16 protein-coding genes are annotated in these 26,004 nt (G+C 73.4%); 7 read left to right on the top strand and 9 right to left on the bottom strand.

Features of this window, described 5'->3' with window-relative positions; translation table 11 throughout:
- Positions 1-69 precede the first annotated feature (69 nt).
- Genes fxsT through fxsA form a run of 5 tightly spaced genes read right to left on the bottom strand, consistent with a single transcriptional unit; the run spans position 70 to position 8,949 of the window.
- A complete protein-coding gene (gene fxsT, locus ACFV0Q_RS05475) occupies positions 70-4,044 on the bottom strand; it encodes an FxSxx-COOH system tetratricopeptide repeat protein (protein WP_385000775.1) in 3,975 nt (1,324 codons plus the stop codon).
- A complete protein-coding gene (locus ACFV0Q_RS05470) occupies positions 4,028-5,476 on the bottom strand; it encodes a TIR-like protein FxsC (protein ID WP_385000813.1) in 1,449 nt (482 codons plus the stop codon). The genes fxsT and ACFV0Q_RS05470 overlap by 17 nt, the downstream gene beginning before the upstream one ends.
- A 43-nt stretch (positions 5,477-5,519) precedes the next feature.
- A complete protein-coding gene (locus ACFV0Q_RS05465) occupies positions 5,520-6,494 on the bottom strand; it encodes an AAC(3) family N-acetyltransferase (protein ID WP_385000772.1) in 975 nt (324 codons plus the stop codon).
- Complete coding sequence (gene fxsBH / locus ACFV0Q_RS05460) at positions 6,491-8,755, bottom strand: radical SAM/SPASM protein FxsBH, inactivated beta-hydroxylase extension form (protein WP_385000769.1); 2,265 nt, start codon at positions 8,753-8,755, stop codon at positions 6,491-6,493. Before fxsBH ends, ACFV0Q_RS05465 begins: the two co-directional genes overlap by 4 nt.
- A gap of 29 nt (positions 8,756-8,784) precedes the next feature.
- Positions 8,785-8,949, bottom strand: coding sequence for an FxSxx-COOH cyclophane-containing RiPP peptide (fxsA, locus tag ACFV0Q_RS05455; protein ID WP_385000766.1), 165 nt, complete (start codon positions 8,947-8,949; stop codon positions 8,785-8,787).
- A gap of 286 nt (positions 8,950-9,235) precedes the next feature.
- Between fxsA and ACFV0Q_RS05450 the strand changes: the two genes are divergently transcribed.
- Positions 9,236-10,138 carry an aminoglycoside phosphotransferase family protein gene (locus ACFV0Q_RS05450; RefSeq protein ID WP_385000763.1) on the top strand — a complete coding sequence of 301 codons (903 nt, stop codon included), beginning with the start codon at positions 9,236-9,238 and terminating at the stop codon, positions 10,136-10,138.
- Here ACFV0Q_RS05450 and ACFV0Q_RS05445 read toward each other — a convergent pair.
- Positions 10,135-10,998 (bottom strand): alpha/beta fold hydrolase, encoded by an 864-nt coding sequence (locus ACFV0Q_RS05445; protein ID WP_385000810.1) that lies wholly within the window; start codon positions 10,996-10,998, stop codon positions 10,135-10,137. The two genes, ACFV0Q_RS05450 and ACFV0Q_RS05445, sit on opposite strands and share 4 nt — an antisense overlap.
- Positions 10,999-11,322: 324 nt before the next feature.
- On the opposite strand from ACFV0Q_RS05445, the gene adhE reads away from it, so the two are divergent.
- Positions 11,323-13,956, top strand: coding sequence for a bifunctional acetaldehyde-CoA/alcohol dehydrogenase (gene adhE / locus ACFV0Q_RS05440; protein ID WP_385000760.1), 2,634 nt, complete (start codon positions 11,323-11,325; stop codon positions 13,954-13,956).
- Positions 13,957-14,022: 66 nt separating this feature from the next.
- Here adhE and ACFV0Q_RS05435 read toward each other — a convergent pair whose 3' ends face one another.
- Complete coding sequence (locus ACFV0Q_RS05435) at positions 14,023-14,643, bottom strand: TetR/AcrR family transcriptional regulator (protein ID WP_385000808.1); 621 nt, start codon at positions 14,641-14,643, stop codon at positions 14,023-14,025.
- Positions 14,644-14,770: 127 nt separating this feature from the next.
- Here ACFV0Q_RS05435 and ACFV0Q_RS05430 point away from each other — a divergent pair, with 127 nt between their 5' ends.
- Complete coding sequence (locus ACFV0Q_RS05430; protein WP_385000758.1) at positions 14,771-16,162, top strand: purine-cytosine permease family protein; 1,392 nt, start codon at positions 14,771-14,773, stop codon at positions 16,160-16,162.
- 94 nt (positions 16,163-16,256) lie between these two features.
- A complete protein-coding gene (locus ACFV0Q_RS05425) occupies positions 16,257-17,906 on the top strand; it encodes an amidohydrolase (protein WP_385000755.1) in 1,650 nt (549 codons plus the stop codon).
- A gap of 7 nt (positions 17,907-17,913) precedes the next feature.
- Here the strand turns inward: ACFV0Q_RS05425 and ACFV0Q_RS05420 are convergent, their stop codons facing one another.
- Positions 17,914-19,038, bottom strand: coding sequence for a DUF3533 domain-containing protein (locus ACFV0Q_RS05420; RefSeq protein WP_385000752.1), 1,125 nt, complete (start codon positions 19,036-19,038; stop codon positions 17,914-17,916).
- Between the two features lie 143 nt (positions 19,039-19,181).
- Here ACFV0Q_RS05420 and ACFV0Q_RS05415 point away from each other — a divergent pair, with 143 nt between their 5' ends.
- Both ACFV0Q_RS05415 and ACFV0Q_RS05410 read left to right on the top strand, forming a co-directional pair.
- Positions 19,182-22,733 (top strand): DNA polymerase III subunit alpha, encoded by a 3,552-nt coding sequence (locus ACFV0Q_RS05415; protein WP_385000749.1) that lies wholly within the window; start codon positions 19,182-19,184, stop codon positions 22,731-22,733.
- Positions 22,730-23,779, top strand: a complete 1,050-nt coding sequence (locus ACFV0Q_RS05410) for a hypothetical protein (RefSeq protein ID WP_385000747.1) — start codon at positions 22,730-22,732, stop codon at positions 23,777-23,779. The genes ACFV0Q_RS05415 and ACFV0Q_RS05410 overlap by 4 nt, the downstream gene beginning before the upstream one ends.
- 37 nt (positions 23,780-23,816) lie before the next feature.
- On the opposite strand, the gene ACFV0Q_RS05405 is transcribed toward ACFV0Q_RS05410, so the two are convergent.
- A complete protein-coding gene (locus ACFV0Q_RS05405; RefSeq protein ID WP_385000744.1) occupies positions 23,817-24,917 on the bottom strand; it encodes an acyl-CoA dehydrogenase in 1,101 nt (366 codons plus the stop codon).
- A gap of 206 nt (positions 24,918-25,123) precedes the next feature.
- Here ACFV0Q_RS05405 and ACFV0Q_RS05400 point away from each other — a divergent pair, with 206 nt between their 5' ends.
- Positions 25,124-25,984 (top strand): esterase/lipase family protein, encoded by an 861-nt coding sequence (locus ACFV0Q_RS05400; RefSeq protein WP_385000741.1) that lies wholly within the window; start codon positions 25,124-25,126, stop codon positions 25,982-25,984.
- Positions 25,985-26,004: the final 20 nt, after the last annotated feature.

Raw genomic sequence — 26,004 nt, 5'->3', positions numbered from 1 at the left:
CCCCCCAGATGTCGGGTGGCGGGCGGCGGGAACCCCGCGGCCGCGAGGCCCCCGCCGCCCTCCGTCGGATCACACCGCGAGCGGCTCCAGGTCCCGGTGGACCCGCCGCTCGTCCCGGGCGTACCGGGTCAGACCGTGGTCCTCCCCGAGGAGGCGCGTCAGCTCCGACACCGCCTCCGCCCGTACCCGGGCCGCCTCCTCCTTGCGGCCCAGCATGTCCAGGCTGATGGCCATGTTCGCCGCGCTCGCCAGGGTCTCCGGGTGGTGCGTCCCCAGGGCCTCGCGCAGCCGCATCACCGCGATCCGCTCCAGCTCCAGCGCGCCCTCCGGATCACCCAGGTCCGCCAGGGCGTTGGCCAGGTTCAGGTGCGCGAACACGGTGTGCGGGTGGTTGTCGCCCAGCACCTCGCGCATGCTGCGGATCGTCTGGCGCAGCATCGGCTCCGCCGTCTCCGCCGCCCCCGTGCCCCAGTGGAAGACCGCCAGGTTGTTGACCGCGGCCAGCGTGTACGGGTGCTTCTCGCCCGGCACCTTCATGTACTCGTCCACCACCTCCTGCGCCAGGTCCCGGGCCGCGCCCGGATCGCCCGTCGCGAACAGGTCCGAGGCCAGGTTCAGCTCGCAGGCCAGCAGGTCCGGATTGACCGAGGTGTACTTGGCCCGGTACCGGTTGCGGGTCGCCGTCGTCAGCCGCAGCGCGTCCTCCAGCTCGCCCGCCCGCCGCAGCGACACCGCCAGGTTCTTCGCCGCCGACAGCGTGCCCGGGAAGGCCCGGCCCAGCTGCTGCTTGTAGATGTCGTACGTCCGGCCCAGCAGCTGCACCGAATCGTCGTAGCGGCCCACCTCGCGCAGGTCCCGGGCCAGGTTCTGCGCCGAGGACAGGGTGTACGGGTGGTCCGGGCCCAGCACCTCCGTGCGCCGGTCGAAGACCTCCTGGTCGATCTCCCGGGCCCGCGCGTACTGCCCGACCATCCGCAGGTTCAGCGCCAGGTTGTTCGCGGCGGCCAGGGTCCGCGGGTGCGCCTCGTGGAAGATCTGCCCGAAGCCCTCGTGCGCCGCCGTCGCCAGCTCCATCGCCTCCCCGTACCGGCCCAGGGCGCCCAGGTCCATCGCCAGGCCGCTCGTGGTCATGTACGTGTGCGGGTGCGAGGCGCCCAGCGCCGTGCGCTGCCGCTCCAGCGTGACCTCGTCGAGCTCCTTCGCCTCCACGAACCGGCCCTGCGAACGCAGGATGTTGGACAGGTGGAAGCGCAGGTACAGGTACTGGAGGTCGTCGTTGCCGAGGGTCTCCTTCCATGTCTCGCGCAGCTCCTCGCCCAGCGCGTACGCCGCCTTGAAGTCACCGCGCTTCCACAGGTAGCGCACCCGGTCGATGAGCAGCCGGCGCGTCTCCGGCTCCTTGCAGAACCGCGCCTCCGACGGGCTCAGGTGCGGCCAGATCGTGTTGAACCGGGGCCAGGTCGCCGGGTTGTCTATCGGCTCGTCGTCATCGGGCCGGGCACCCGCCAGGATCCGGTGCACCGCGTGCCGCGCCTCGCGCTGCTCCTCCTCCGTCAGCTGCGCCCGGATCACGGCCTGCACCAGCCGGTGCACCTGGATGCTGTTGCTGACCTGGTCGACCTTGGCCATCGCGAACCGGCCGATCTCCCGGATCACCCGGCCCAGCACCAGCTTCTCCTGGAGCGAGGAGTCGTACGGCTTGAGCGCGTCGATCATCTCCTTGCTGTACAGGAGGTTCGCCGAGATCGGCTCCGGCGCGAAGAAGGCGCACAGCTGGAGCAGCCGCACGGCGGCCGGGGAGCGGGACTGCAGCCGCTCGATCGACACGTTCCAGGTGGCCGCCACCGGCTCCGGGTACCCGGGCGGCTGGTTCAGGCCCAGCACCCGCGCGGCCTGCTGGGCCAGCTGCTCCAGGTACGCGGACACGGGCGTGGCCGTCTCCGCGATCCACGCGCCCGCCTGCTCGACGGCGAGGGGCAGGTCGCCCACCGCGACGGCCACCTGCTCGGCGTCGTCCTTGGTGAGCCCGGGGGCCCGGCGCTGGAGGTGCTCGATGGACTCCTCGCGCAGGAACACGTCCACCGGCAGCGCGTCCCCGTACTGCGACCAGGACTGGTTGCGCGAGGTGACCAGCACGTGCCCCGGCCCGCCCGGCGGGAAGAACCGCTTCAGCGTCTCGGGATCGTCGGCGTTGTCGAAGACGAGCAGCCACCGCGAGGAGGGAACCCCGCGCCGCAGCAGGTCGATCGCCTCCTGGGAGGCCGCCGACATGTCCTCGCCGGTCTGCGCGCCGAGGCGTACGGCCAGCTCCGCGAGGGCCGCCACCACGTCGTCGGTCTGCTCCGAGGAGATCCACCACACCAGGTCGTAGTCGGCCATGAACCGGTGCACGTACTCCAGCGCCACCTGCGTCTTGCCGACGCCGCCCAGCCCGTACAGGGTCTGCGGCTGCGGCAGCACCACCGCCATGCCGCCGCCGAGCTGGTCGCGCATCCGCTCCAGGACGATGCTGCGCCCGGTGAAGCCGGGGTTGCGGGGCGGCGCGTTCCAGATCTTCGGGACCGTCCCCGGGAAGCGGGGGCCGGGCTGGGAGGCGCTGGCGACGCTGTCCGGCAGGGCCATCGGGCGTTCCACCGCGCGCAGCAGGGCGGTGGTGGCGTGCACCTCGTCGAGGCGGAACAGGTCCACCGGATTGCGGTCGATGTAGGGCGTGGCCAGGCGTACGTCGCCCACCCGCAGCGGCACCAGCTGGCGGCGGCCCCCGGTCGGGTCCTCGGCGGCGGCCCGGTTCCAGACGTCCACGGCCCGGGCCGACTTGAGGTAGGCGCTGGAGAGCAGCACCACGGTCCGGGCGGCGGTGTCGATGCTGACGCCCGCGCCCAGGGTGTCGCCGGGGGCTGTGTTCGGCGCGCGCTCGGCGGAGACGTCGCGCGGGACGACCCGGAAGCCGGCCCGGGTGAGGACCGATTCGATCCAGTCGGCCCACATCCGGTTCTCGGCGACGTAGGAGAGGAACAGGTCGGCGGGCAGGGCCGGCCGGCGCCGGGTGAAGGCGTCCCTGATCCGCAGCCGGACCTCCTCGCCGATGGCCGGCATCGAGGTGACCTCGCCCCCGGTGACCACCGTGGTGAGCCGTTCGAAGGCGGAGAGCAGGGAGTTGGTGAGCCCGGCCTCGTCGCCGAAGGTGGCCAGCGTCTCCTCGTAGGCGTAGTAGGGGCGATAGGGGATCTCCACCGCGCCCCAGTAGGAGGTGAGTTCGTCCCCGACGAGGCCGCCCGGGAAGCGGTCGAACTTGATCCGCGCCAGGGCGCGGCCCGCGTCGGCCTTCTCCTTCTCGCCCTCGTCGATGCGCATCGGGACCGGGTAGATCTTGATGCCGCGGTCGTTGAACCGCTCGTCGATCTGCCGGGCGACGGAGGCGGCGCCGTCGATGGACTGGTCGGAGAGGGTGAAGCAGTCGACCAGGACGTCCGGGAGGTGGACGGTGCAGATGTCGGCGATGTCCGAGAGGCCGGTGCGGCTGTCGATCAGGACGTAGTCGTAGTTCTTCTTCATGTCGGCCCGCAGGGCGTCGAAGAAGAGGCCGCCGCCGAGCCGGTCGTAGAAGTTGTCCCAGTCGAAGGTGGACACCGTCGCCGAGTACTCGCGGTTCTGCCGGCCCGCCGAGACGAAGTCGAGGGTGCCGCCGTCCGGGAACTCCCAGCCGAGGTTCTCGGGGGTCAGGGAGACGGCGTGCGGCTGGATCCGGGCGTAGTCCTTGTGCCAGTCGTCGGCGCGCTGCACCGGGCTGGTGGCCGCCCACGCGTACTCGCTGATCAGGTCGATGACCCCGGTGGTGGCCCCGAGCGTGGAGGGGTCCAGGAAGGGGTGGAAGAAGCGGTGCAGGCCCGGGGCCTCCAGGTCCCAGTCCACGGCGAGGACCCGCTTGCCGTTGGCGGCGAGGATCCAGGCGGTGTTGGCGAGCGCCATCGTGCGGCCGGTCCCGCCCTTGTACGAATAGAAGGTGACGATGCGTCCGTCTCGGCTGTCACGACTCGCTGTCATCCGCGTCCCCCCGGTCGGTGTCGGTGCTGTCGTCGCTGTCGGTGGCTCCGCCGAACCCGTCGAAGCCGTCGTTTCCGTCGTGGCCGCGCTGCACGGTGGGCGGGAAGGGGGCGGGAGGCGGTACGGGTGGTCCGCTCATTCCCATCGGCCCCAGCAGCCGCGGGCGTTCGGTGTGGGTGTTCCCGGCCGGCAGGTACACCTGCGCGTGTCTGAGGAACTGCTGGGCGGCGGCCTCGACCACCTGCGGCAGGATCTGCCCGAGGGTCTCCATGTTGGCCACGCCGTTGGCGGCGGCCCGGCAGGCGGCCCGGCCCTGGCTCATCTTGACCGGCAGGGTCTCCTCCAGCCGCCGCGCCAGTTCGGCCTCCTTCGCCCGGCTCTGGTGGTCGTAGCGGTTCCAGGGCACGACCACGTTGATCCACGGGCGGTGTTCCTGGTCGAAGGCGGCCAGGCGCTGGCGGCGCTGTTCGTCCTCCACCGCCCAGCGGTCGACGATCAGGATCTCCGGCCGGGTGGGCGGCTGTTTGCTGTCGAAGTGCCCGGCCTCGTCGTCGAAGGAGGACATCGTGGTCTGGTAGTTGAGGTTCTTGACGAGGTCCTCGGCCACGTAGGCGATCGGCATCCGGGAGACCGGGTGGTACGGGTTCCACTCCAGGGCGCTCTCCCCGTAGTACTCGGGGCTGCGGCCCTCCGGCAGGTCGTGCCGGGAGGCGGCGGCGACGGTCACGTGCAGCGTGCGGGCGGGGCCGCCGCCGGGGGCGCCCGCGTGCCGGCCGCCCGCGGGGCCGAAGGCGCTGGGCACCAGCCGGTAGTCGAGCGGGCGGACGGGGTCGAGGCGCACGGTCTCGGCGACCCGGACGATCCGCCGGGCCAGTTCGTAGACGGCCTGCTCGTACTGCTCGGCGTACCCGCGGAGTTTGATCAGCCCGTACAGCCCGTCGGTGACGTAGCGCTCGCCGAAGGTGTTGTGGTTGAACTGCAACCGCTCGGCGGGGCCGGGCAGTTGTGACGGCGGCACGGGGACCCACAGGGCGGGGACGATGGCCTCGGCGCGCTGGTTGCTGGCCGCGCCGTGCTGGATGGCGCGCTGCGCGAAGGCGAACCACTCCTTCCCGCACATCTCGCTGGCGAAGTAGCGCGGCGAGAACAGGGGGACGAAGACCCGGCAGGTGGCGAGCGCGGCGCCGAGCCGCTCCGACCAGCCCTCGCCGCTGCGTATCTCCCGGTCCATGAAGCCGGCCTCGGAGCCCGCGGGCAGATCGGTCAGCGCCATGATGTGGTTGCAGAGGTCACGGAACAGGCGCTCCACCCACATGTCGGGGTCGGGTCCTCCGGGTCCGAACCTCGGTGTATGCGCATAACTGAGAAAAAAGTACGGCTGCACTGATGCGGGCACACGACCCCCGTCCCGAAGATGCGAGCGAAGAAACATCATTCCGGAGCTGCTTCGCCACATCCCCTCATCGTTCAGTCAATCAGCGTCTGTTTTCGGTCATCCAGCCAAGGGCGTGATCGACGGCGTCCGGAATCGAGAAGAGCACCGCGGGTGCCCCTCCCACCCGCCCGCGGCGCAGCCGGGATTCGGGGAACGTCCTGCCGATCTCGGCGAAATCCCCGTCGTTGAGCCTGACGTCCTCGTACGAGGTCCACGCCCCCTCCGGTCCTCCCCCTCGTGGACCCGCCGGACCTCCCGGAAGGTTCACCTTCACCACACAGTCGTACATGCGCAAGGGGGGCTTCGGAATTCGATACTCCGCGAGATGGAAAGCGGTACAGGCCGAAAATCCCACATTGATCATGAGTACCTGTCCCCCCTCCCAGCACAGCTTTCCCAGCGGGGAGTCCTCGCCGAGATGGCATTCCATCCGGTGCTCCGCGCACAGCCGGTGCGCGTCCGCCCCGAGCGCCGCGAAGGAGGTCTGCGGGTGGGCGCTGCGGGCGGCGCCCGGGGTGGTGCGGACCGTCTCGGCGAGTACGCCCATGTCCTGGGCCGGGGTGCGCTCCGGGTCGAAGGCGGGCATGCGGGAGCGGAACTCCTTGACCTCCTGTTCGGTCAGGCCCGCGGTCCGGGCCAGGTGGGAGGTGGAGGTGAGGGAGTTCGCCGTGGTGAAGGCGGGGACCACCAGGGTGCCTTCGGGGCCGAGGACCCCCCTGAGGGCGTCGCGCAGGGTCTCGGCGCGCAGGCCGGTCCCGCCGAGGGCGCAGTGCACCAGCAGCCGCTGACGGGGGCGCACGCCGAGGAGGCGGAGCTGGACGGCCAGAGCGAGGGCGCCGACGGGCCGGGCCGCGGGCGCCGGGAGCGGCGACCGGCCGGGGTCCGGCGACCGGCCGGGGTCCGGCGACGTGGCCGACCGGCCGGGGTCCGGCGACGTGGCCGGGCGGGCGGCTAACGACCGCGTGGGCGGGGCCGGTGGCGGGTCCGGCGGGGTGGCCGGGGCGGGGGTGGTCATGCGTCCGCCGCCTTCAGTTCCCAGCGCAGCTCCTCCACCAGCCGCTTGCCCGTCACCGTCAGCTCGGCCGCCCCCGACAGCCGGTCCAGGGCACGGTGGATGCGGTCCGCCCCGTCCGGCTCGTGCGTGGTCGTGGCCCGCCGGTACGCCTCCACCGCGACCCGCTCGTGCACGTCGGCCAGCAGCCGCGACACCGGGACCGGGCGCGTCCGCCAGGGCGAGGGGTGCTGCCAGGCCCCGTCCAGGGCGTACAGGTCGGCCACCTCCGTCAGGGCCCGCAGCCGGGCCCGACGCCGCCCGGTCAGCAGGGCCAGCGCGGTCTCCCGTACCCCGGCGGCGTACGGCACGCCGAGCGCGCCCGGCCCGTGCCGCCCGGCCTCGCCCCAGCCCTGCGCCCGCGGGCCCCCGGCCAGCGGGGTCAGGGTGCTCAGCCCGGCGGCCGCCGCCCGGGCGAACGCGGGGACGGTGCGGTGCAGCAGCGCCCACGCCGCGTCCAGGCGGCTCCGCCACGCGTCCGCCTCCCCGGCACCGAGCCGCAGCCGGGGCGGGCGGGCGAAGCAGTTGCGGTACGGGTCCAGGTCCTCCAGGGCCACCGGGCCCGCGCCCGGCCCGGGCGACCAGCTCCGTACGGGCAGCCAGCGCGCGTCCCCCGCCGCCGGACCGAAGCGGTGCTCGGTGCGCCCGTCCCGTACGGCGTACCCCTCGCCGGTGTGGTGCAGCGCGGCCCGCCCGTCGGTGCCGGGCTCCCCGAGCCGCAGCAGCCCCAGCGTCGGCAGGTACACCTCGCCGTCGCGGTAGGCCACCTCGGCCGGCAGGTCCAGTCCGCCCCGCAGCACCGCGGCGGCCGACAGGGCGGCCAGCCTGCGCGCCGCGCCGGGCCCGTCCGCCCTCCCCTCCCGCACGGCCTCCAGGGCCTCCAGCACCCAGGTCCGGGTGAACGGGTGGTCCAGTACGGCGTCCAGCGCGTCCGCGCCCGCCTCCCCGGCCCCCTCCACCGCGGCCAGCAGCTCCCAGGCCCGCGCCCAGTCGGCGTCCCGCCCGAGGTCGGCGTGCAGCCGGGCCAGCAGGACCCGGGTCAGCTCCTCCTGCGACCGGGCCAGTGCGCCCGCGTCGGCCAGCTCCGGGGCGGTCTCCCGGGCGGCCGTGCGCCCCTCCACCCCGTCCACCAGTTCCCGCAGGTCGGAGCAGTAGACCGAAGGGTGGTCGAAGCTCCCGCCGGTGTCCGCGTCCTCGGCGTACCGGTGGGTGTACAGCCCGCCCCCGCACGAACGTACGACCGGGCACCGCCGGCACGTACCGCTGACGCCCGCCAGACCCAGTTGCCGGGCCCGTACCCCGGGGTGGGCGGCGACCAGGTCGAAGGCGTGGTCGAAGACGTTGAACCCGGTGGCCGCGGCTCCCTCGAAGGCGCTCTTGAGGGAGTCGACCTGCTCCAGCGTCCCGTCGGTCTCGACGACCACGAGGTCGGTCGGCGCGAGCCCCAGGGACTCCGTCAGGCTGGGCCCGCCGCGCAGGGTGGACAGCAGGGACTCGAAGAGCCGTACGGGAACGGGCCGCTCCAGCTGCTCCCAGCGGTCGAAGACGCGCAGCAGCCAGCGCGCGTACGCGTCGGGCGCGCCGTCGGGCCGGACCGGAGGGGTCTGCCAGGTGGCGTGGGGGAGCAGGAAGTCGACCCGGGGCGGCTCCAGTTCGACCAGGGCGTCCAGGACGGCGACGGGGTCGTTGGCCACGTCCACGGTGCACAGGAGGCCCTGGTAGAGGTGGCGGTAGGGCTCCGAGCGGAGCAGGGCCACGGCGGCCAGCACCAGCGGGTGGCTCGTCCGGCCGTCCGCGAAGCGGCGGTGGCGGTCGTTGGCCGCGCGGTCCCCGTCGAGGGAGATGCCCACCCGGACGCCGTACTCGGCGAAGAGGTCCAGGTAACGGGGGCTGAGCTGGAGGCCGTTGGTGTGGATCCGCAGGTCCAGGGCCGCGGTTCCGGCGAGCGCGCGGGTGAACTCCTCGCACACGAGCCGTAGTCGGGCGGGGCCCGCCAACAGGGGTTCCCCTCCGTGGAGAATCACCGTGACGGAGGGGATTGCATGGTCACGGGCATGTTCGGCGAGCCGCGACGCGGTCTGGGAAACGACCCCGGGGGAGATCACTTTCGGCCGGGCTCGCCAGCTCTGATCTGCGTGTTCGTAGACGTAGCAATGATCACAAGCAAGATCGCATCTGCTGTGAACCTTCAGGACGATCTCGCGGAAAGCGATCAGGCCGGTCATTCCACCAGTCTAGAGCGCGTACTTCTGTGTCAGAGCGCAGAGTTGAAGATCGGTGCCTGAACGTGACGGCCGGATTCCGAGGGAAGGACCCGGCCGAGTGCCGCGGCGGCCGAAGCGCCGCGTACGTCGATCTTCGCGAGCGGGACCCGGCGGTCCTTGACCGTGCTGGTCGGGGGGGTTGCGGAAGTGTTCACGACACCGTCCTCGGGGAGGCCATCTGAAATGGGCGGGAATGACATCAGCGCGTTGCTGCTGTCAAGCGTGGACTTTACTCGTCCACACCCCATTGGCAACCGAGACATGACGCTTGGTCAAGCGTTCTATAGAAAGCGTGGCGCAATTCTCAAGGTGCCGTATTCGGCCGTTCGCCGGACGGCAAGATCCAATTTCTGAGGGGGGTGCCCGGCCGCGCGTCACCGCAGGTCGGGGCGGCGGGAAAAGGGTTTGACGCCGGGCGGCGGCGCCGGTCGGATGACGGTCATGGACACAGCGCGGACGCGGCCCGGCCCGGAGGCCGTCGACGAGGACCTCGTACGGCGGCTGGTCGCCGGGCAGTTCCCCCGGTGGGCGGGGCTGGAGGTGGCGCGGTTCCCCTCCGGAGGCACGGTCAACCACGTGTACCGGCTGGGCGGGGACATGGCCGTACGGCTCCCGCGGGGGCGCGGCGGGGCCGAGGACGTGCCGAGGGAGCGGGACTGGCTGCCCCGGCTCGCCCCCCGGCTGCCCGCGGCCGTCCCCGAGGTGCTCGGGGCGGGGGAGCCCGCCGAGGGGTACCCGTGGCCCTGGTCGGTGTACCGGTGGATGCCGGGGGAGAACCCGGAGGCGGGGGCGCTGAGCGCGCCCGGGGCGCTGGCCGGGGACCTGGCCGCCTTCGTGACGGCGATGCGGGGCGTCACCCTGCCCGGGGCGCCGCCGGCCCACCGGGGCGGGCCGGTCGCCGCGCAGGACGCCGGTACGCGGGCGGCGATCGAGGCCCTGCGCGGGATCCCGGAGGAGGGCGTCGACTGCGACGCCGCGACGGCCGTCTGGGAGGAGACCCTGCGGGCCCCGGCCTGGGACGGGCCGCCGGTGTGGCTGCACGCCGACCTGATGCCGGGCAACCTGCTGGTCGACGGGGGCCGGCTCGGCGCGGTGATCGACTTCGGGTGCGCGGGCGTCGGCGACCCGGCCTGCGACCTCTTCCCGGCGTGGAACCTGCTGCCCGCCGGAGCCCGGGAGGTCTTCCGCGCGGCGGTCGGCGTGGACGACGCGACCTGGACCCGCGGCCGGGGCCGGACCCTCTCGCAGGCGCTGATCGCGCTGCCGTACTACCGCGGGACCAACGAGGCGATGGCCCGCAACGCCCGGCACGTGATCCGGGCGGTGCTGACGGACGGGACCTAGGCCGGCTGCTGTTCGCCCAGCGGCGGGGCCGGGAGTTCGCGCAGCAGCCAGGTGAGTACGTCGGGCAGCGCGCGCAGCGCCGCGAAGTGCGCGGCGGCCGGGTCGATGGTGGTGGTCGCGCCGGGGATGCGGCGGCCGAGCCAGCGGGCGTGGCCCACCGGGGAGAACACGTCGAGTTCCCCGTGCCAGATCAGTACGGGGCAGCGGATGTCGGCGGGGTCGAAGCCCCAGGGGCTGCTGAAGGCGAGGGCGTCGTCGATCCAGCCCCAGGCGGAAGTGCGCACCCCCTCGCGGTAGTTGCGCAGCAGCATCGACCGCAGGCCCGCGTCGGAGACGATCATGCGGTCGTTGTCGGTGAGCTCCCGGCGCAGCTCGTCGAGCAGCCGGCCCGGGTCCTGGCGGATCCCGGCGGCGCGCGGGATGAGCCGGGCCGCCAGCTCCTCGGGGTCGTCGTGGGCGGTGGTGTACTCCTGCACGTTCGAGGCGGCCATGCCGGCGAACCAGTCCAGGTCCTCCGCGTCCCGGGGCGCGAGGGGGACCAGGGCGGCCGTCCGGGTGACCCGGTGCGGCAGCAGCGCCGCGCAGGCCAGGGCGCCGGGGCCGCCGCCGGAGCGGCCGGCCACCGCGAAGGTGTCCAGGCCGAGGGCGTCGGCGACGGCGGCCACGTCCTGGGCCACGTCGGCGACGCTGCGGCCGGGGTGGCGGTCGGAGCCGCCGTAGCCGGGCCGGTCGTAGGCGATGAGCTGCATGCGGCGCTGGTAGAGGACCATGCCTCTGGGGGCCGGGCCGAGGCGGCTGCCGGGGGTGCCGTGGAGCAGGAAGACGGGCTTGCCGTCGGGGTCGCCCCAGCGCTCCGCCATCAGGGTGCGGCCGTCCGCGGTGCGCACTTCTTTGCGCACGCGCTCCCTCCCTCACGCTCGACGCGAGCAGTCAGGGTGATTGTGCTCCCCGGCCGGTGAATGCGGTAGGCCGCATCCCCGGGAAATTCTTGTGAAAGTTTTCACAAGTGCACAGGGGTCTGAGGTCCTCTGTCATATGCCCAGGTCAGATCGATGATCGAAAGGGTGTGAACGGCGGTGAACGGTCCTTCGGCCTGCCGGAAAAGGGCTTTTTCGGCAGGGCGGCTTCCGCTTTTGGGTGTCGAATTGAGTCATCCGGAAGTTCGAAATGAAGGAGTTCCTGCCATGGAGGCCAAGGAGATGGTGGACGGGCTGGTCGAGGGCGCGCTGGAGGCGCTCGGCCGGTTCGAGTCGTTCGACCAGGAGCAGGTCGACCACATCGTCAAGAAGGCCTCCCTGGCCGCGCTGGCCCGGCACGGCGAACTGGCGCGGCTGGCCGTCGAGGAGACCGGCCGCGGCCTCTTCGAGGACAAGGCGGTGAAGAACCTCTTCGCCTGCGAGCACGTCGTGAACTCGATGCGCGGGCTGAAGACGGCGGGCGTCATCCGCCGCGACGAGCTGAACGGCATCACCGAGATCGCCGAGCCCGTCGGTGTCGTCTGCGCCATGACCCCGGTCACCAACCCGACCTCGACCACCCTCTTCAAGGCGCTGATCGCCCTGAAGACGCGCAACCCGATCGTCTTCGCCTTCCACCCCTCCGCGCAGCACTGCTCCGCCGAGGCCGCCCGCACCGTGCGCGACGCCGCCGTGGCCGCCGGCGCCCCCGAGAACTGCGTCCAGTGGGTCGAGCACCCCTCGATGGAGGCCACCGGCGCCCTCATGAACCACCCGGGCGTCTCCACCATCCTCGCCACCGGCGGCAACGCCATGGTCAAGGCCGCCTACTCCTGCGGGAAGCCGGCCCTCGGCGTCGGCGCGGGCAACGTCCCCGCGTACGTCCACAAGAGCGCCAAGCTGGCCCGCGCGATCCACGACATCGTGCTCTCCAAGGCCTTCGACAACGGCATGATCTGCGCCTCCGAACAGGCCGTCATCCTGGACCGGGAGGTCTACGAGAAGGGCCTCGCCGAGTTCCGCCGCCTGGGCGCCCACGTGGTCACCGCCGCCGAGAAGACCAAGCTGGAGCAGTTCGTCTTCGGTACGACGGCCTACGCCGCCGACTGCGCCGGAGCCAGGCTGAACCCGGCGGTCGTCGGCAAGTCCCCGCGGTGGATCGCCGAACGGGCCGGATTCACCGTCCCCGAGGGAACCTCCATCCTGCTCGCCGAATGCCACGAGGTCGGCGAGAGCGAGCCCCTGACCCGCGAGAAGCTCTCCCCGGTGCTGGCCGCCCTGAAGGCCTCCGGCACCGGGCACGGCCTCGAACTGGCCGCCGCGATGGTCGAGTTCCACGGGCTGGGCCACAGCGCCGCCATCCACGCCGAGGACGACGAACTCGTCGAGGAGTTCGGCAGGAAGGTCAAGGCGGTCCGCGTCATCGCCAACTCGCCCTCCACCTTCGGCGGCATCGGCGACGTCTACAACGCCTTCCTGCCCTCCCTGACCCTCGGCTGCGGCTCCTACGGCCACAACTCGGTGTCCAGCAACGTCACCGCGGTGAACCTGATCAACGTCAAGCGGATCGGACGGCGCACCACCAACATGCAGTGGTTCAAGGTCCCGCCGAAGATCTACTTCGAGCGCAACTCCATCCGCTACCTCGGTGAGATGGAGGGCATCGGCCGGGTCTCGATCGTCACCGACAAGACGATGGTCGCCCTCGGGTTCGTGCGGAAGGTCACCGACATCCTGAACTCCCGTCCCGGCGCGGTCGCCATCCAGGTCATCGACACCGTCGAGCCCAACCCGGAGCTGTCCACCGTCCGGGCCGGCGCCGCGATGATGCGGGACTTCCGGCCCGACACGATCATCGGCCTCGGCGGCGGCTCCCCGATGGACGCCGCGAAGATCATGTGGCTGATGTACGAGCGGCCGGAGGTGGAGTTCGGGGACACGAAGGAGAAGTTCTTCGACATCCGCAAGCGCGCCTACAAGTTCCCCCCGCTCGGCGAGAAGGCCACGATGGTCGCCATCCCGACCACCTCCGGCACCGGCTCCGAGGTCACCCCCTTCGCCGTCATCTCCGACCCGGCCGCGGCCCGGAAGTACCCGCTCGCCGACTACGCGCTGACCCCGGACGTCGCCATCGTCGACCCGGTCCTGCCGATGGGCCTGCCGGCCACCGTCACCGCGGACTCCGGCTTCGACGCCCTGACCCACGCCACCGAGGCGTACGTGTCCGCGTACTCCAACGACTACACGGACGGCCTCTGCCTCCAGGCGATCAAGCTGATCTTCGAGAACCTGCGGCGCTGCGTCGTCGACGGCCCCCATGACCCCGAGGCGCGGGAGAGGATGCACAACGCCTCGACCGTCGCGGGCATGGCGTTCGCCAACGCCTTCCTCGGCCTGGTGCACGCCATGGCCCACACCCTGGGCAACACCTTCAAGGTCGCCCACGGCCGCACCAACGCGATCCTGCTGCCGCACGTGATCCGCCACAACGGCACGGTCTCCCACAAGGCCACCCCGTGGCCGAAGGCCGAGGTCTACCGGGCCCCGGAGCGCTTCCAGGAGATCGCGAAGACGCTCGGCCTGCCGGCCGCCACCCCGGCCGAGGGCGTCGAGTCCTACGCCAGGGCCGTCGAGGAGCTCCGCACCCAGTGCGGGATCCCCGCCTCCTTCGCCGAGGAGGGCGTCGAGGAGACGGCCTTCATCGAGGCCCTGCCCGTCCAGGCCATGAACGCCTACGCCGACCAGTGCGCCCCCGCCAACCCGCGGATGCCGATGATCGAGGACATGGAGCAGCTGATGCGCCAGGCGTACTACGGCAACCCGCAGGGCGCCCCGGCGACGAAGGCCGCCAAGAGGAAGTGACCCCCCGTTGAACGCGGAAGAGCCCGCCCCGGCCGCCCAGGCCCGGGCGGGCTCTGCATGTGCGGGCTACGCCGACGGCACCCGCAGCGGGGCCGGGACCAGCAGCGCCGCCGCCGAGCGGGCCCGCTCCAGCGCCCGGGCGCGGTCCGCGCCGCGCTGGCCGAGGACGACCCGGGTGCTCAGCCCGTCCAGCAGCGCGAGCAGTTCCGAGGCCCGGGCGGGCACGTCCACGGGGGCGAACCGGCCCTGCTCCACGCCCTTGGCCAGGAGCGCCTCCAGGTCCCGCTGCCACCCCTCGTCGATCTCCTCCTGGGCGGCCTTCAGCGGTTCGTTGGAGGCCGTACGGGCCCACAGCTCGATCCACAGCGTCCAGCGCGGGTCGCGCGGCCCCTCGGGGAGGTACAGCTCCAGGAAGAGCGCGAGCTTGCGGGAGGCGGTCACCCGGCGGCCGAGCAGGGCCCGGCGCTCGACGGCCAGCTGCTCCTCGCTCCAGCGCAGGGCCTCCAGCAGGAGGCGGTCCTTGCTGCCGAAGTAGTACAGGATGTGGCCGCCGCTGGTGCCGAGCCGCTCCGCCAGCGCCGACATCGTGAGCGTCGCGAGCCCGTTCTCGGCGATGGCCGCCATGGCCTCTTCGAGCATCCGCTCCTGGGCGATCCGCCCGTCGCGCCGTCGCGCCGCTCCCGCCACCGTTCCGCCCTTCCGGATCACCTGGCCCGACCTTATCCCGGACAGGGTCTTGACGGGGCCCGGCCCGGCACCGCATCTTGAATGCCGTTCAAGAACCTAGAACGCCATTCAAGGTCAGGGGTCCGTCATGGGACAGCAGGAGATCACCGACGTCGACGAGGTGTTCCGGGTCGAGACCCACGGGATCGACCCCATTCCCGACGCCGAACGCCACGGCAGCGCCAAGGACCTCTTCTGGCTCTGGTTCGGCTCCAACCTCACCTTCACCTACGTGATCAACGGCGCCCTCGCCGTCGCCTTCGGGCTCTCCTTCTGGCAGGCCACCGCCGTGATCGTGGCCGGTGGACTGTCCTTCCTCGCCATCAGTGCCGCGGGCCTCGGCGGCATCCGCACCGGCACCGCCACCCTCGTCATCTCCCGCGCCGCCTTCGGGGTCCGCGGCAACTTCCCCGCCGGGGTCCTGAACTGGGTGGTGAGCATCGGCTACACCGTCGTCAACACCGTCGTGGGCACCCTGGCGCTGGAGCTGTTCTTCGCCGAAGTGGGCCTGGGCGACGGCCGGGCGGTCCGCGCCCTCGCCCTCGGGATCACCCTCGCGCTCACCTTCGCCGTCGCCATGTGGGGCCACGCCACCGTGCAGTTCGCCGAGCGCTGGGCGGCGTACGTGCTCGCCCTCGGCTTCGGCGCGCTGCTCGTCTTCGTCCTGCCCGGCGCCGACACCTCCGCCGCGGCCGCCGCGCCCGGACTGTCCGGCTGGAGCCTGGCCTTCGTGGTGACGCTGGCCGGGCCGTTCTCGTACCTGCCGATGCCCGCGGACTACACCCGCTACCTGCCCCGCGACACCTCGCTGAAGTCGATCACCTGGGCGGGCGCCCTCGGCGGGTTCCTCTCCTCCGTCGCCCTCGGCGTCGCGGGCGTCGCCGCCGCCACCCGCACCGACATGACCGACGCCGTCGCGGGCGCCGAGAGCCTGCTGCCCGGCTGGTTCCAGCCGCTGTTCCTGGCCCTCGTCCTCGGCGGCTCCGTCACCAACTCGATCATCACGCTCTACTCGTCCAGCCTGAACCTCCAGGTCCTCGGCATCCCGTGGAGCCGGGCCCGCGCGCTCGGCATCAGCGCCGCCGTCACCGCCGCCGGCTCGCTCGCCGCGCTGTTCCTGACCGACTTCACCACCTCCCTGCTCTCCTTCCTCTCCCTCCTGATCATCGTGTTCGCCCCCTGGGGCGGCGTCTTCCTCGCCGACATGCTGCTGCGCCGCTGCCGCTACGACGCCGAAGCCCTGCACGCCGGGGAGGAGGGCGCCTACTGGTACCGCTCCGGCTACCACCCCGCCGGGATGACAGCCCTCCTCGCCGGCCTGGTCTTCGCCGCCCTGACCTGCGACTCCGAGCTGTGGACCGGACCGCTCGTGGCCCCGCTCGGCGGAGCCGACCTGACCCTGCTCGGCTCGGTGGTCTCCGGGCTCGCCTACTGGGCCCTCGCCCGCCGCCGCCTCCCCGCGTACGCCCCCGCCGCCTGACCGGCCGGCCGTACGCCCCCGCCGGCCGCCCTCCACCCGTACGCCCCGCCGTCTGCCCCTCCGCCCGTACGCCCGCACCACCCTGGAGCCCGCCATGCCCCGCCCCCTCCCCGCCGACCTGCTGCTCACCGGTGCCCGCATCCACACCGTGGACCCCGCGCTGCCCGGGGCCGAAGCCCTCGCCGTCCGCGACGGGGTGATCGTCTGGGTCGGCCCGGACGCCGGGGCCGAGGCCTGGGCCGGGCCGGGCACCGAGCGGATCGACGCGGGCGGCCGTCTCGTCCTGCCCGGGTTCGTCGACGCCCACAACCACGTACGGCTCGGCTCCGACGCGGACTGCGTCCAGCTGGCCGGGGTGCGCACCCTGGAGGGCATCCAGGAGCGGATACGGGCCTGGCAGGCGCAGCACCCCGACGCCGAATGGATCGAGGCCGAGGCCTTCGACTACTCCGCCATCCCGGGCGGGCGGATGCCCACCGCCGCCGACCTGGACCCGGTCACCGGCGACGTCCCCGCCTTCGTCCTCTCGTACGACGTCCACACGGCCTGGCTGAACACGGCCGCCCTGCGCCGGCTCGGGATCTCGCGGGACAACACGGACCTCCCCTTCGGCACCGCCGAAGTCGACCCGGAGACCGCAGAGCCCACCGGCTTCGTCAAGGACTTCGCCGTCAAGGGCCTCTCCCGGGACGGCCACCGGGCGCTGCGCGGGCTGGGCGTGCCGTGGGCCTCGCCGGACCGGCAGTACGGGCGGCTCGCCAAGAGCCTCGACGACGCGATCGGCTTCGGCATCACCACGGTCGTGGAGCCGCAGAACTCCCTCGACGACCTGGAACTCTTCGAACGGGCCCGGGCCGAGGGCCGGTTGCGCTCGCGGATCGTGGCGGCGCTGTTCCACCCGCGCGGTACGGACGACGCCGACCTGGACGAATTCGCCGAAGCGGCACGGCGGTTCGCCGGGGACCGGCTGCGGGTGGGCCCGCTCAAGCTGTACATCGACGACGTGGTGGAGCCCCGTACGGCCGCGCTGCTGGAGCCCTACGCCGGCTGCGGCCACCACCGGGGCGAGACCTTCTACCCGGCCGCGGAGTTCGCGGACCTGCTGGCGAAGCTGGACGCACGCGGCTTCCAGTGCTTCGTGCACGCCACCGGCGACCGGGGCATCCGCACCGTCCTGGACGCGGTGGAGCACGCCCGTACGGTCAACGGCCCGCGCGACGCCCGCCACCAGGTGGTGCACGTGGAGTGCCTGGACCCGGCGGACGTACCGCGCTTCGCGGAGCTCGGGGTGGTCGCCTGCATGCAGCCGCGGCACTGCGCGCCCGAGATCGCGGGCCCCGGCCAGGACTGGGCCGAGAACGTCGGCGAGGACCGCTGGCACAAGGCCTGGCCCATGCGGAGCCTGCATGAGGCGGGCGCGCCGCTGGCCTTCTCCAGCGACTGGAACGTCGCCGAGATGGACCCCATGGTCGGCATCTACACGGCCGTGACGCGCCGCCCGCTCGGCGGGGGCGAACCGTGGCAGCCGCAGGAGACGGTGGACGTGGAGACGGCGGTGTACGGCTACACGATGGGCTCCGCCCGCGCCAACTTCCTGGAGGCGGAGCGCGGTTCCCTCACCGTCGGCAAGGCCGCGGACTTCGTGATCCTGTCCCGGGACATCCTCGCCGTCCCGCCGTCCGAGATCCCGGGCACGGTCGCCGAAACGGTGGTGGTGGCGGGCGAGGTCGTCCACCGCGCCTGAACCCCGCTCACGCCTCCGGGTGCTCCTCCGCGTCGCCCGCGAAGCGGGGTACGGACGGGTCGTCGTCGGGCAGTCCGCTGCCCACGGCGGCCCCCGGCCTGCCCCGGCGCACGACCGCGCAGCCCAGGGTGACAGCGGCGCCGGCCACCGCCCAGGCGGCGAGCACGAGCATCGGCCCGAGGGCGCCGTTGCCGTGGAAGTACGCGATGGAGCGGGCGGTGTACGTACCGGCGCCCGGCGGCAGGGCCGGGCCGATCGCGCTCCAGAACGGCGGCAGCAGCGGGTACGGGTAGGCGCCGCCCGCGCTCGGGTTGCCGAACACCACGACCAGCAGGATGGCCAGGCCGATGCCGACCACGCCCGCCAGCCCCTGGAAGGCCAGGGTGATCGCGCCGACCGCGAAGACGACCAGGGTGCCCAGGCCCCACAGGGCCACGAGGGAGCCGGGCAGCGCGTCCAGCACCGGGCCGGCGATGACCGCGCCGAGCAGTCCGGCGGCGAGGGAGTACAGCAGCAGCGCGCCGAGCCGGATGACGGCGCGGTGGATGTTGGCGGGCCGCGCCCCGGCGCTGATCGCGAGGATCGCGGCGCACAGGTAGCCGCCGACGCACCAGCCGACGACCAGGTAGAAGGAGCTGAGCCCGCGGGCGTCGCCCTGGGCGGCGGGGGCCACGTCGACGACGCGGACGGTGCGCCCCTGGGCCTTCTCCACCGCGCCGACGACCTCTTCCAGGGCCTGGGAGAGGGAGGCTCCGGCGCCGCCGGCGACGAGCAGGCGGTCGGTCGTGCCCTCCGGGTCGATGACCAGCGCGCCGTCGACCTCCCGGTTCTGGACCAGGGTGACGGCCGCGACCTCGTTCTCGACCGCGCGCGGATCGAGGGGTCTGCCGGGGAGGCCGTCGAGCCGCTGCGCCGACTGCCGGGCGACCTGCTCCACGGGGGAGGCCACCGCGAGGGGGATCTCGTGCGGCTCCGGGTGGTGGAAGGCCCCGATGTAGGAGGTGATGAAGGCCAGCTGGAGGGCCAGGACGCCCAGGACCAGCAGGGCCGCCCGGGCGGTCACGGCGTCCTTGACCTCGGCGAGGAACCCGCCGGACGGACCTGCGGGGGTGCTGTCGGTGCGCTGGATCATGCCCTCACGCTCGGCGCGGCGGGGGCCGGGCGCAGCAGGGGAGGACTAAATGGATGATCGAACAATTGTTTCGCACGGATATTCGAATTGCTCTATGGTGGAGGCGGGGGAGGTGTTGATTCGAGCGAAGCAGGAGGCCGCGGGTGCCTGGTTTTACGCATCTGCACACCGTTTCGGGGTTCTCCGTGCGGTACGGAGCTTCGCACCCGGAGCGGCTGGCGGAACGCGCCGTCGAGCGGGGCATGGACGCCCTCGCCCTGACCGACCGCGACACCCTCGCGGGCACGGTGCGGTTCGCCAAGGCGGCGGCGAAGGCCGGGATCCGGCCCCTCTTCGGGGTGGACCTGGCGGTGTCCCCCGCCGGGTCCCCTGCGGGGTCGCTCGCCGGGGGCCGGGCCGGAGCTCCCGCGGGCGGCGCCGGTGAGGCCTCGTACCGGCGGCGGGTCCCGGTCAAGGGCGGTGCCTTCGTCGACGAGTCCGCCCCGCGAGCCGTCTTCCTGGCCCGCGACGGCGCCACCGGCTGGGCGGAACTCTGCCGGATGGTCACCGCCGCCCATGCCCCGGCCGGGCCGGGCGTCGGGGGCGGATCCGGGGTGGGCGCCTTCGCGCGGGCCGACGGGGCGCCGGTGGTGGCCTGGGAGGCGCTGCGTGGGGAGGGCGTGTTCGTGCTGCTCGGGCCCGGGTCCGAGGTGGGGCGGGCGCTCGCCGCGGGGCGGCCCGACCGGGCGGCCCGGCTGCTCGCGCCCTGGCGGGAGGTCTACGGCGACGCCCTGCGCCTGGAGGCCGTCGACCACGGCCGCACCGGCACCGGCCCCGGCTCCCTGCGGCTGGCCGCCCGCACCGTCGGCTTCGCCGCCGAACAGGGCGTGACGGCCGTGCTCACCAACGCCGCCCGCTACGCCGACCCCGGCCAGGGCCCGGTCGCCGACGTCCTCGACGCCGCCCGCCGCCTGGTCCCCGTCGACCCCCGGGGCCCCCTCGACGGCGGCGAGCGCTGGCTCAAGGACCCGGGCCGCATGGCCGAGGCCGCCGACCGGATCGCCCGGGCCGCCGGCCTGCGCCCCGCCGACGCCCGCCGGCTGCTCGCGCGGACCCGGGACACCGCCGAGGCCTGCTCCGTCGACCCCGAGGACGACCTCGGCATCGGCTCCGTGCACTTCCCCGAGGCCCGCCTCGTCGGCGCCGCCCACCGCACCGCCCAGCGGGTCCTCGCCTCCCGCGCCGCGGCGGGCATGGTGCTGCGCGGCCACGCCGACGACCCCGCGTACTGGGAGCGGATGCACGAGGAGCTCGACGTCATCGCCCACCACGGCTACGCCTCCTACTTCCTGACGGTCGCCCAAGTCGTGGACGACGTACGCGAGATGGGCATCAGGGTGGCCGCCCGCGGCTCCGGCGCCGGCTCCCTCGTCAACCACCTCCTCGGCATCGCGCACGCCGACCCCGTCGCCAACGGCCTGCTGATGGAACGCTTCCTGTCCAAGCGCCGCCGCGTCCTGCCCGACATCGACATCGACGTGGAATCCGCCCGCAGACTGGAGGTCTACCGCCGGATCATCGCCCGCTTCGGCACCGAACGCGTCGCCACCGTCGCCATGCCCGAGACCTACCGGGTCCGCCACGCCATCCGCGACGTCGGCGCCGCCCTGTCCATGGAGCCCGCCACCGTCGACCGCCTCGCCAAGGCCTTCCCGCACATCCGCGCCCGCGACGCCCGCGCAGCGCTGGAGGAACTCCCGGAACTGCGCGGCGTACGGGACGACGTGCGGGGCGCGGCGTACGAGCGGATGTGGGACCTCGTCGAGGCCCTGGACGCGCTGCCGCGCGGCACCGCCATGCACCCGTGCGGGGTCCTGCTCTCCGACGCCACCCTCCTCGCCCGCACCCCGGTGGTCCCCACCAGCGGCGAGGGCTTCCCCATGTCCCAGTTCGACAAGGAGGACGTGGAGGACCTCGGACTGCTCAAACTCGACGTCCTGGGCGTGCGGATGCAGTCCGCGATGGCCCACGCGGTCGCGGAAGTGCGGCGCACGACGGGGCGGGAACTCGACCTGGACGACCCGGCGCAGGTGCCGCCGGGCGACGAGCCGACGTACGAACTGATCCGCTCCGCCGAGACGCTGGGCTGCTTCCAGATCGAGTCCCCGGGCCAGCGCGACCTCGTGGGACGGCTCCAGCCGACCGCCTTCCACGACCTCGTCGTCGACATCTCCCTCTTCCGGCCGGGCCCGGTGGCCGCCGACATGGTGCGCCCCTTCATCGAGGCCCGGCACGGGCGGGCCCCCGTCCGCTTCCCGCACCCCGACCTCGCCGACGCGCTGCGCGAGACCTACGGGGTCGTCGTCTTCCACGAGCAGATCATCGAGATCGTGCACGTCATGACCGGCTGCGGACGGGCCGAGGCCGACCGGGTCCGGCGCGGCCTGTCCGACCCGGACTCCCAGGGCCGGATCAAGGTCTGGTTCGCGGCGGCGGCGGCCTCGCGCGGCTACCCGCCGGAGGTGATCGCCCGCACCTGGGAGATCGTCGAGGCCTTCGGCAGCTACGGCTTCTGCAAGGCGCACGCCGTGGCCTTCGCCGTGCCCACGTACCAGTCGGCCTGGCTCAAGACCCACCACCCGGCCGCCTTCTACGCCGGACTGCTCACCCACGACCCCGGGATGTACCCCAAGCGGCTGCTGCTGGCCGACGCCCGGCGCCGGGGCGTGCCGGTGCTGCCGCTGGACGTGAACCGCTCGGCGGTCGCCCATCACATCGAACTGGTGTCCGAGGATCCGGAGCAGTGGGGCCTGCGGCTCGCCCTCGCCGACGTCCACGGCATCAGCGAGGCCGAAGCCCTGCGCATCGAGGCCGGGCAGCCCTACGCCTCGCTCCGCGACTTCTGGAACCGCGCCCACCCGGGCCGCCCGGTCGCCGAACGCCTCGCCCAGGTCGGCGCGTTGGACGCCTTCGGCGCCAACCGCCGCGACCTGCTCCTCCACGTGAGCGAACTCCACGGCGCCCAGCGCGCCGCCGGAGCCCGGGGCGGAACCGGGGGCGGAACCCAGCTGCCGCTGGGCGGCGGCCGCTCCACCGCCCCCGTCGGCCTGCCCGACCTCACCGAAGCCGAACGCCTCAGCGCCGAACTCGGCGTCCTCGGCATGGACGCCTCCCGCCACCTCATGGGGGACCACCACGCCTTCCTCGCCGAACTCGGCGTCGTCCCGGCCCGCCGCCTGCGCGACACCGCACACGGCCGGACCGTCCTCGTCGCCGGTGCCAAGGCCGCCACCCAGACCCCGCCGATCCGCTCCGGGAAGCGGGTCGTCTTCACCACCCTCGACGACGGCACCGGCCTCGTCGACCTCGCCTTCTTCGACGACAGCCAGGAAGCCTGCGCCCACACCGTCTTCCACTCCTTCCTGCTCCTGGTACGAGGCGTCGTACAGCGGCGCGGCCCGCAGAGCCTGAGCGTCGTCGGAGCGGCCGCCTGGAACCTCGCCGAGCTCGCCGAACTGCGCGACCGCAGCGGCCTCGAAGCCGTCACCGCCCGCCTCGCGCAGCCCCCGCCCGCCGCGGGAAGCGCCGACAACGGCCGCCGCATCCACCTCCCGACCGGCTACGAGATGAACCCGTGGGCCGACCTCCAGCCGCCCGGGGACCGCGCCGCCACCGGCCGCAAGCTGTGGCACTCCAGCCCCGGGAGCGCCGGATGAGCCGCTCCGGAACGGGAGTCCTGCACGTCCGCTGCGCCCCCGGCCTGACCCCCGAGGGCTACCGCGACGTCCTCGACCTGCTGCGCGAGTTCTCCCCGCTCGTCCAGGCCCTGCCGCCGCGGGCGGCCCTCGTCCAGGTCCGGGGCGCCCAGCGGTACTTCGGCGCCGACCCCGCGCGCATCGCCGAAGTGGTCCGGCTGCGCACCGTGGCCCGGCTCGCCGCCGACGTCCGCATCGGCGTCGCGGGCACCTGGGCCGTCGCGGCCATGGCCTCCGCGCGGATCCCGGAACCCGGCGGCACCCTGGCCGTCCCCGACGACGCGGCGGCGGTGGCCGGCTTCCTCTCCCCGCTGCCCGTGGAAGCGCTGTACGGGCTCGGGTCCCGCCAGGCCGACGCCCTGCGCGGCTACGGGCTGCACACCGTCGGGGCCCTCACCCGGGTCCCGCCCGGCGTCCTCGAACGGATCCTCGGCAAACGGGCCGGACGGCTCGTCGCCGAACGCGCCCGCGGCATCGACCCGCGCCCGGTCACCCCGCGCGACCTGCCCCCGTCGGCCTCCGTCCGGACCAGCTTCACCCGCCAGGAACTCGACGGCCCGCACGCCCGCGCCGCCCTCCTCGCGCTCGTCGTCCGGCTCGGCGCGGGCCTGCGCGGCCGCCGCCAGGCCGCCCGCTCCCTGTCCCTGACCCTGCAGTTCGCGGGCGGTACCCGCTGGGAGAAGTCCCGGCGGCTGCCCGAACCCTCCGCCCACGACGAGGACCTGCGCACCCTCGCGTACCGGCTGATGGACGCGGCCGGCCTGCAACGGGCCCGGCTCACCGGCATGGTGCTGCGCGCCGAGGACCTCACCGGCGCGCAGCACGCGGCCCGCCAGCTCTCCCTGGACCCCGCCCGCGAATCCCGCCTCACGGCCGAAGCCGCCATCGACCGGGCCAACGCCCGCTTCGGCCCGGGCACGGTCCGCCCTGCGGCAACTTTCAGGGCACGGGCCCCCCAATCCAGCCTCGCCCGGGGGCACCTCCCAGCGGTAGCCGGGGGAGTTTGAGGCGCGGGGTCTGGGGCGGAGCCCCAGAAAGCCAGGCTCAGTCGTCCAGGTCGGCCAGCAGCCGGTGCGCCGTCTCCGTGCGGAGCGGAGTCGTCTGGGCCTGGATCAAATGGAACTGCGCCTCCCGCGAGAGCCGCCCCGCGGTGTGCCCGAACTGGATCGCCCGCCCCCCGGCCACGGCCACGCACGCCGCGGCCCCCCGTACGGCCAGGTCCAGCGAAGCCGCCCGCAGGGCGAGCCGCTCCCCGGTCGCCTCCCCCGACGCCGGCCCGTCCCGAAGGGCATAGGCCTCGGCGCGCAGCCGGGCGGTCTTCCGTGCGAGCCGCAGGCCGAGTTCCTCGTACGGGGGTGACTGGAGCAGGAAGTCGGCGGTGGCCCGGAGCTGCCCGAAGACGGCCGGCTGGGCGTCGGCGTTCTCCAGGTCGTACGCCCGGATCCAGTCGGCCCGCGGCGTCCGCCCGACCACCCGGGCATCGGGTACGCGGACCCCGCGCAGCTCGACCGTGGCCGTGTGCGTACCGCCCATCGCCCACAGCGGGGCCCCGCCGACGGCGTCGAGCCCGCCGCCCGGGGCGCAGTCGAGCAGGGCGAACAGCGCCTCGTCGGCCGGGGTGACCGCGCCCACGTACACGGCGTCGGCCAGGCCCCAGCCCGTCACCCACGGCACCCGCCCCTCCAGCCGCCACCCGCCGGGCACTCGCTCGGCGGTGACCGGCGGTCGCGGACGGCGCAGGAAGGCGAAACCCGCCGTGGCGCGCCGCTCACCGCTCCGCAGCGCGGGCAGCCACTCCGCGGGCAGGGGGCCGTCCGCCGCCAGCAGCCCCTTGACGGCCGGGACGTGCTGCGTCCACACGAACCAGGTCGACGGGTCCACGGCCGCCAGCACCTCGTGCACCTCCCGGCCCACCTGACGGGCCGTGAGCCCGCCCGCCGGGTCCGGTTCGTATCCGGTCAGCCCGTACGCGCCGCACGCGGCGAGCGCGTCCAGGTGCGTACGCGGCACCCCGGCCTCGGCGGTGCGCTCCGCCTCCGGCCGCAGGACCCGTACCGCGGTCTCCGTGACGGCCGCGACCAGTGGATCGGCCGCCAGGGCCGTCGGGGCGGCCAGGGCGGTACCGGCACCGGGGGCCGTCTGCATGACCGTGATCACCTCACGTCGGGGTTCAGGGGCGTTCATTGTTCCGGAGCGGGGCTGGAGCGGGACTCGACACGAGAGTTTTTACCGCCGCGTAACTTCCCAGTCTTGCTACCCGCCCGTAATTTAGCGGTCAGCAGCTCCCCTTGTGATCCGGATCACGGGACGAACCCCCACGCATTCCCCTTGACCCGCAAGGAGATCACACGATGCTGCCCTGGAGACGCCTGCTCCGTCCGCTGGCCGTCCTCACCCTCGCCGCCGCCGCCCTCGTCGCCCCCACCGGCGCCGCGCAGGCCGCGTCCGGCCCCAGCAGCGGCTGGAACGACTGGTCCTGCAAACCGTCCGCCGCGCACCCGCGCCCCGTCGTCCTCGTCCACGGCACGTTCGGCAACTCCGTCGACAACTGGCTCGGGTTCGCGCCGTATCTCGTCCACCGCGGGTACTGCGTCTACTCCCTCGACTACGGACAGCTGCCCGGCGTACCCCTCTTCAACGGCCTCGGTCCCATCGACAAGTCCGCAGGCCAGCTCGGGGTGTTCGTCGACAAGGTGCTGGCCTCCACCGGCGCCGCCAAGGCCGATCTCGTCGGCCACTCCCAGGGCGGCATGATGCCGCGCTACTACCTGAAGTTCCTGGGCGGCGCCACCAAGGTCAACGCGCTCGTCGGGCTCGCCCCCGACAACCACGGCACCACCCTGTCCGGACTCACCCAGCTGCTCCCGTACTTCCCCGGAGCCCGGGACCTGATCAGCACCGCCACCCCCGGGCTCGCCGACCAGATCGTCGGATCCCCCTTCCAGAACAAGCTGAACGAGGGCGGCGACACCGTCCCCGGCGTCAAGTACACGGTGATCGCCACCCGCTACGACGAGGTGGTCACCCCCTACCGCAGCCAGTTCCTCGACGGGCCGAACGTACACAACGTCCTGCTCCAGGACCTGTGCGCGGTGGACCTCTCCGAGCACGTGACCATCGGCCTCACCGACCGGATCGCCTGGCACGAGGCGCTCAACGCCCTCGACCCGGCGCACGCCGAACGGACCACCTGCGTGTCGGTCTTCGACTGACGCGCAGGCGGTCCGCCTCA

Origin of the sequence: Streptomyces sp. NPDC059564 (genome assembly GCF_042735575.1) — a bacterium.
GTDB lineage: Bacteria > Actinomycetota > Actinomycetes > Streptomycetales > Streptomycetaceae > Streptomyces.
The sequence above is the reverse complement of the archived record's forward strand: the minus strand, read 5'-3'. Positions and strand labels throughout refer to the sequence as shown.

Bases quoted from the DNA above. Each gene is read 5' to 3' on its own strand.
- ACFV0Q_RS05450 (WP_385000763.1), top strand. From the start codon at position 9,236: ATGGACACAGCGCGGACGCGGCCCGGCCCGGAGGCCGTCGACGAGGAC.
- ACFV0Q_RS05425 (WP_385000755.1), top strand. From the start codon at position 16,257: ATGCCCCGCCCCCTCCCCGCCGACCTGCTGCTCACCGGTGCCCGCATC.
- ACFV0Q_RS05405 (WP_385000744.1), bottom strand. From the start codon at position 24,917: ATGCAGACGGCCCCCGGTGCCGGTACCGCCCTGGCCGCCCCGACGGCC.
- ACFV0Q_RS05410 (WP_385000747.1), top strand. From the start codon at position 22,730: ATGAGCCGCTCCGGAACGGGAGTCCTGCACGTCCGCTGCGCCCCCGGC.
- ACFV0Q_RS05400 (WP_385000741.1), top strand. From the start codon at position 25,124: ATGCTGCCCTGGAGACGCCTGCTCCGTCCGCTGGCCGTCCTCACCCTC.
- ACFV0Q_RS05430 (WP_385000758.1), top strand. From the start codon at position 14,771: ATGGGACAGCAGGAGATCACCGACGTCGACGAGGTGTTCCGGGTCGAG.
- fxsT (WP_385000775.1), bottom strand. From the start codon at position 4,044: ATGACAGCGAGTCGTGACAGCCGAGACGGACGCATCGTCACCTTCTAT.
- ACFV0Q_RS05470 (WP_385000813.1), bottom strand. From the start codon at position 5,476: ATGTTTCTTCGCTCGCATCTTCGGGACGGGGGTCGTGTGCCCGCATCA.
- fxsBH (WP_385000769.1), bottom strand. From the start codon at position 8,755: ATGACCGGCCTGATCGCTTTCCGCGAGATCGTCCTGAAGGTTCACAGC.
- adhE (WP_385000760.1), top strand. From the start codon at position 11,323: ATGGAGGCCAAGGAGATGGTGGACGGGCTGGTCGAGGGCGCGCTGGAG.
- ACFV0Q_RS05420 (WP_385000752.1), bottom strand. From the start codon at position 19,038: ATGATCCAGCGCACCGACAGCACCCCCGCAGGTCCGTCCGGCGGGTTC.
- ACFV0Q_RS05465 (WP_385000772.1), bottom strand. From the start codon at position 6,494: ATGACCACCCCCGCCCCGGCCACCCCGCCGGACCCGCCACCGGCCCCG.
- ACFV0Q_RS05445 (WP_385000810.1), bottom strand. From the start codon at position 10,998: ATGGCGGAGCGCTGGGGCGACCCCGACGGCAAGCCCGTCTTCCTGCTC.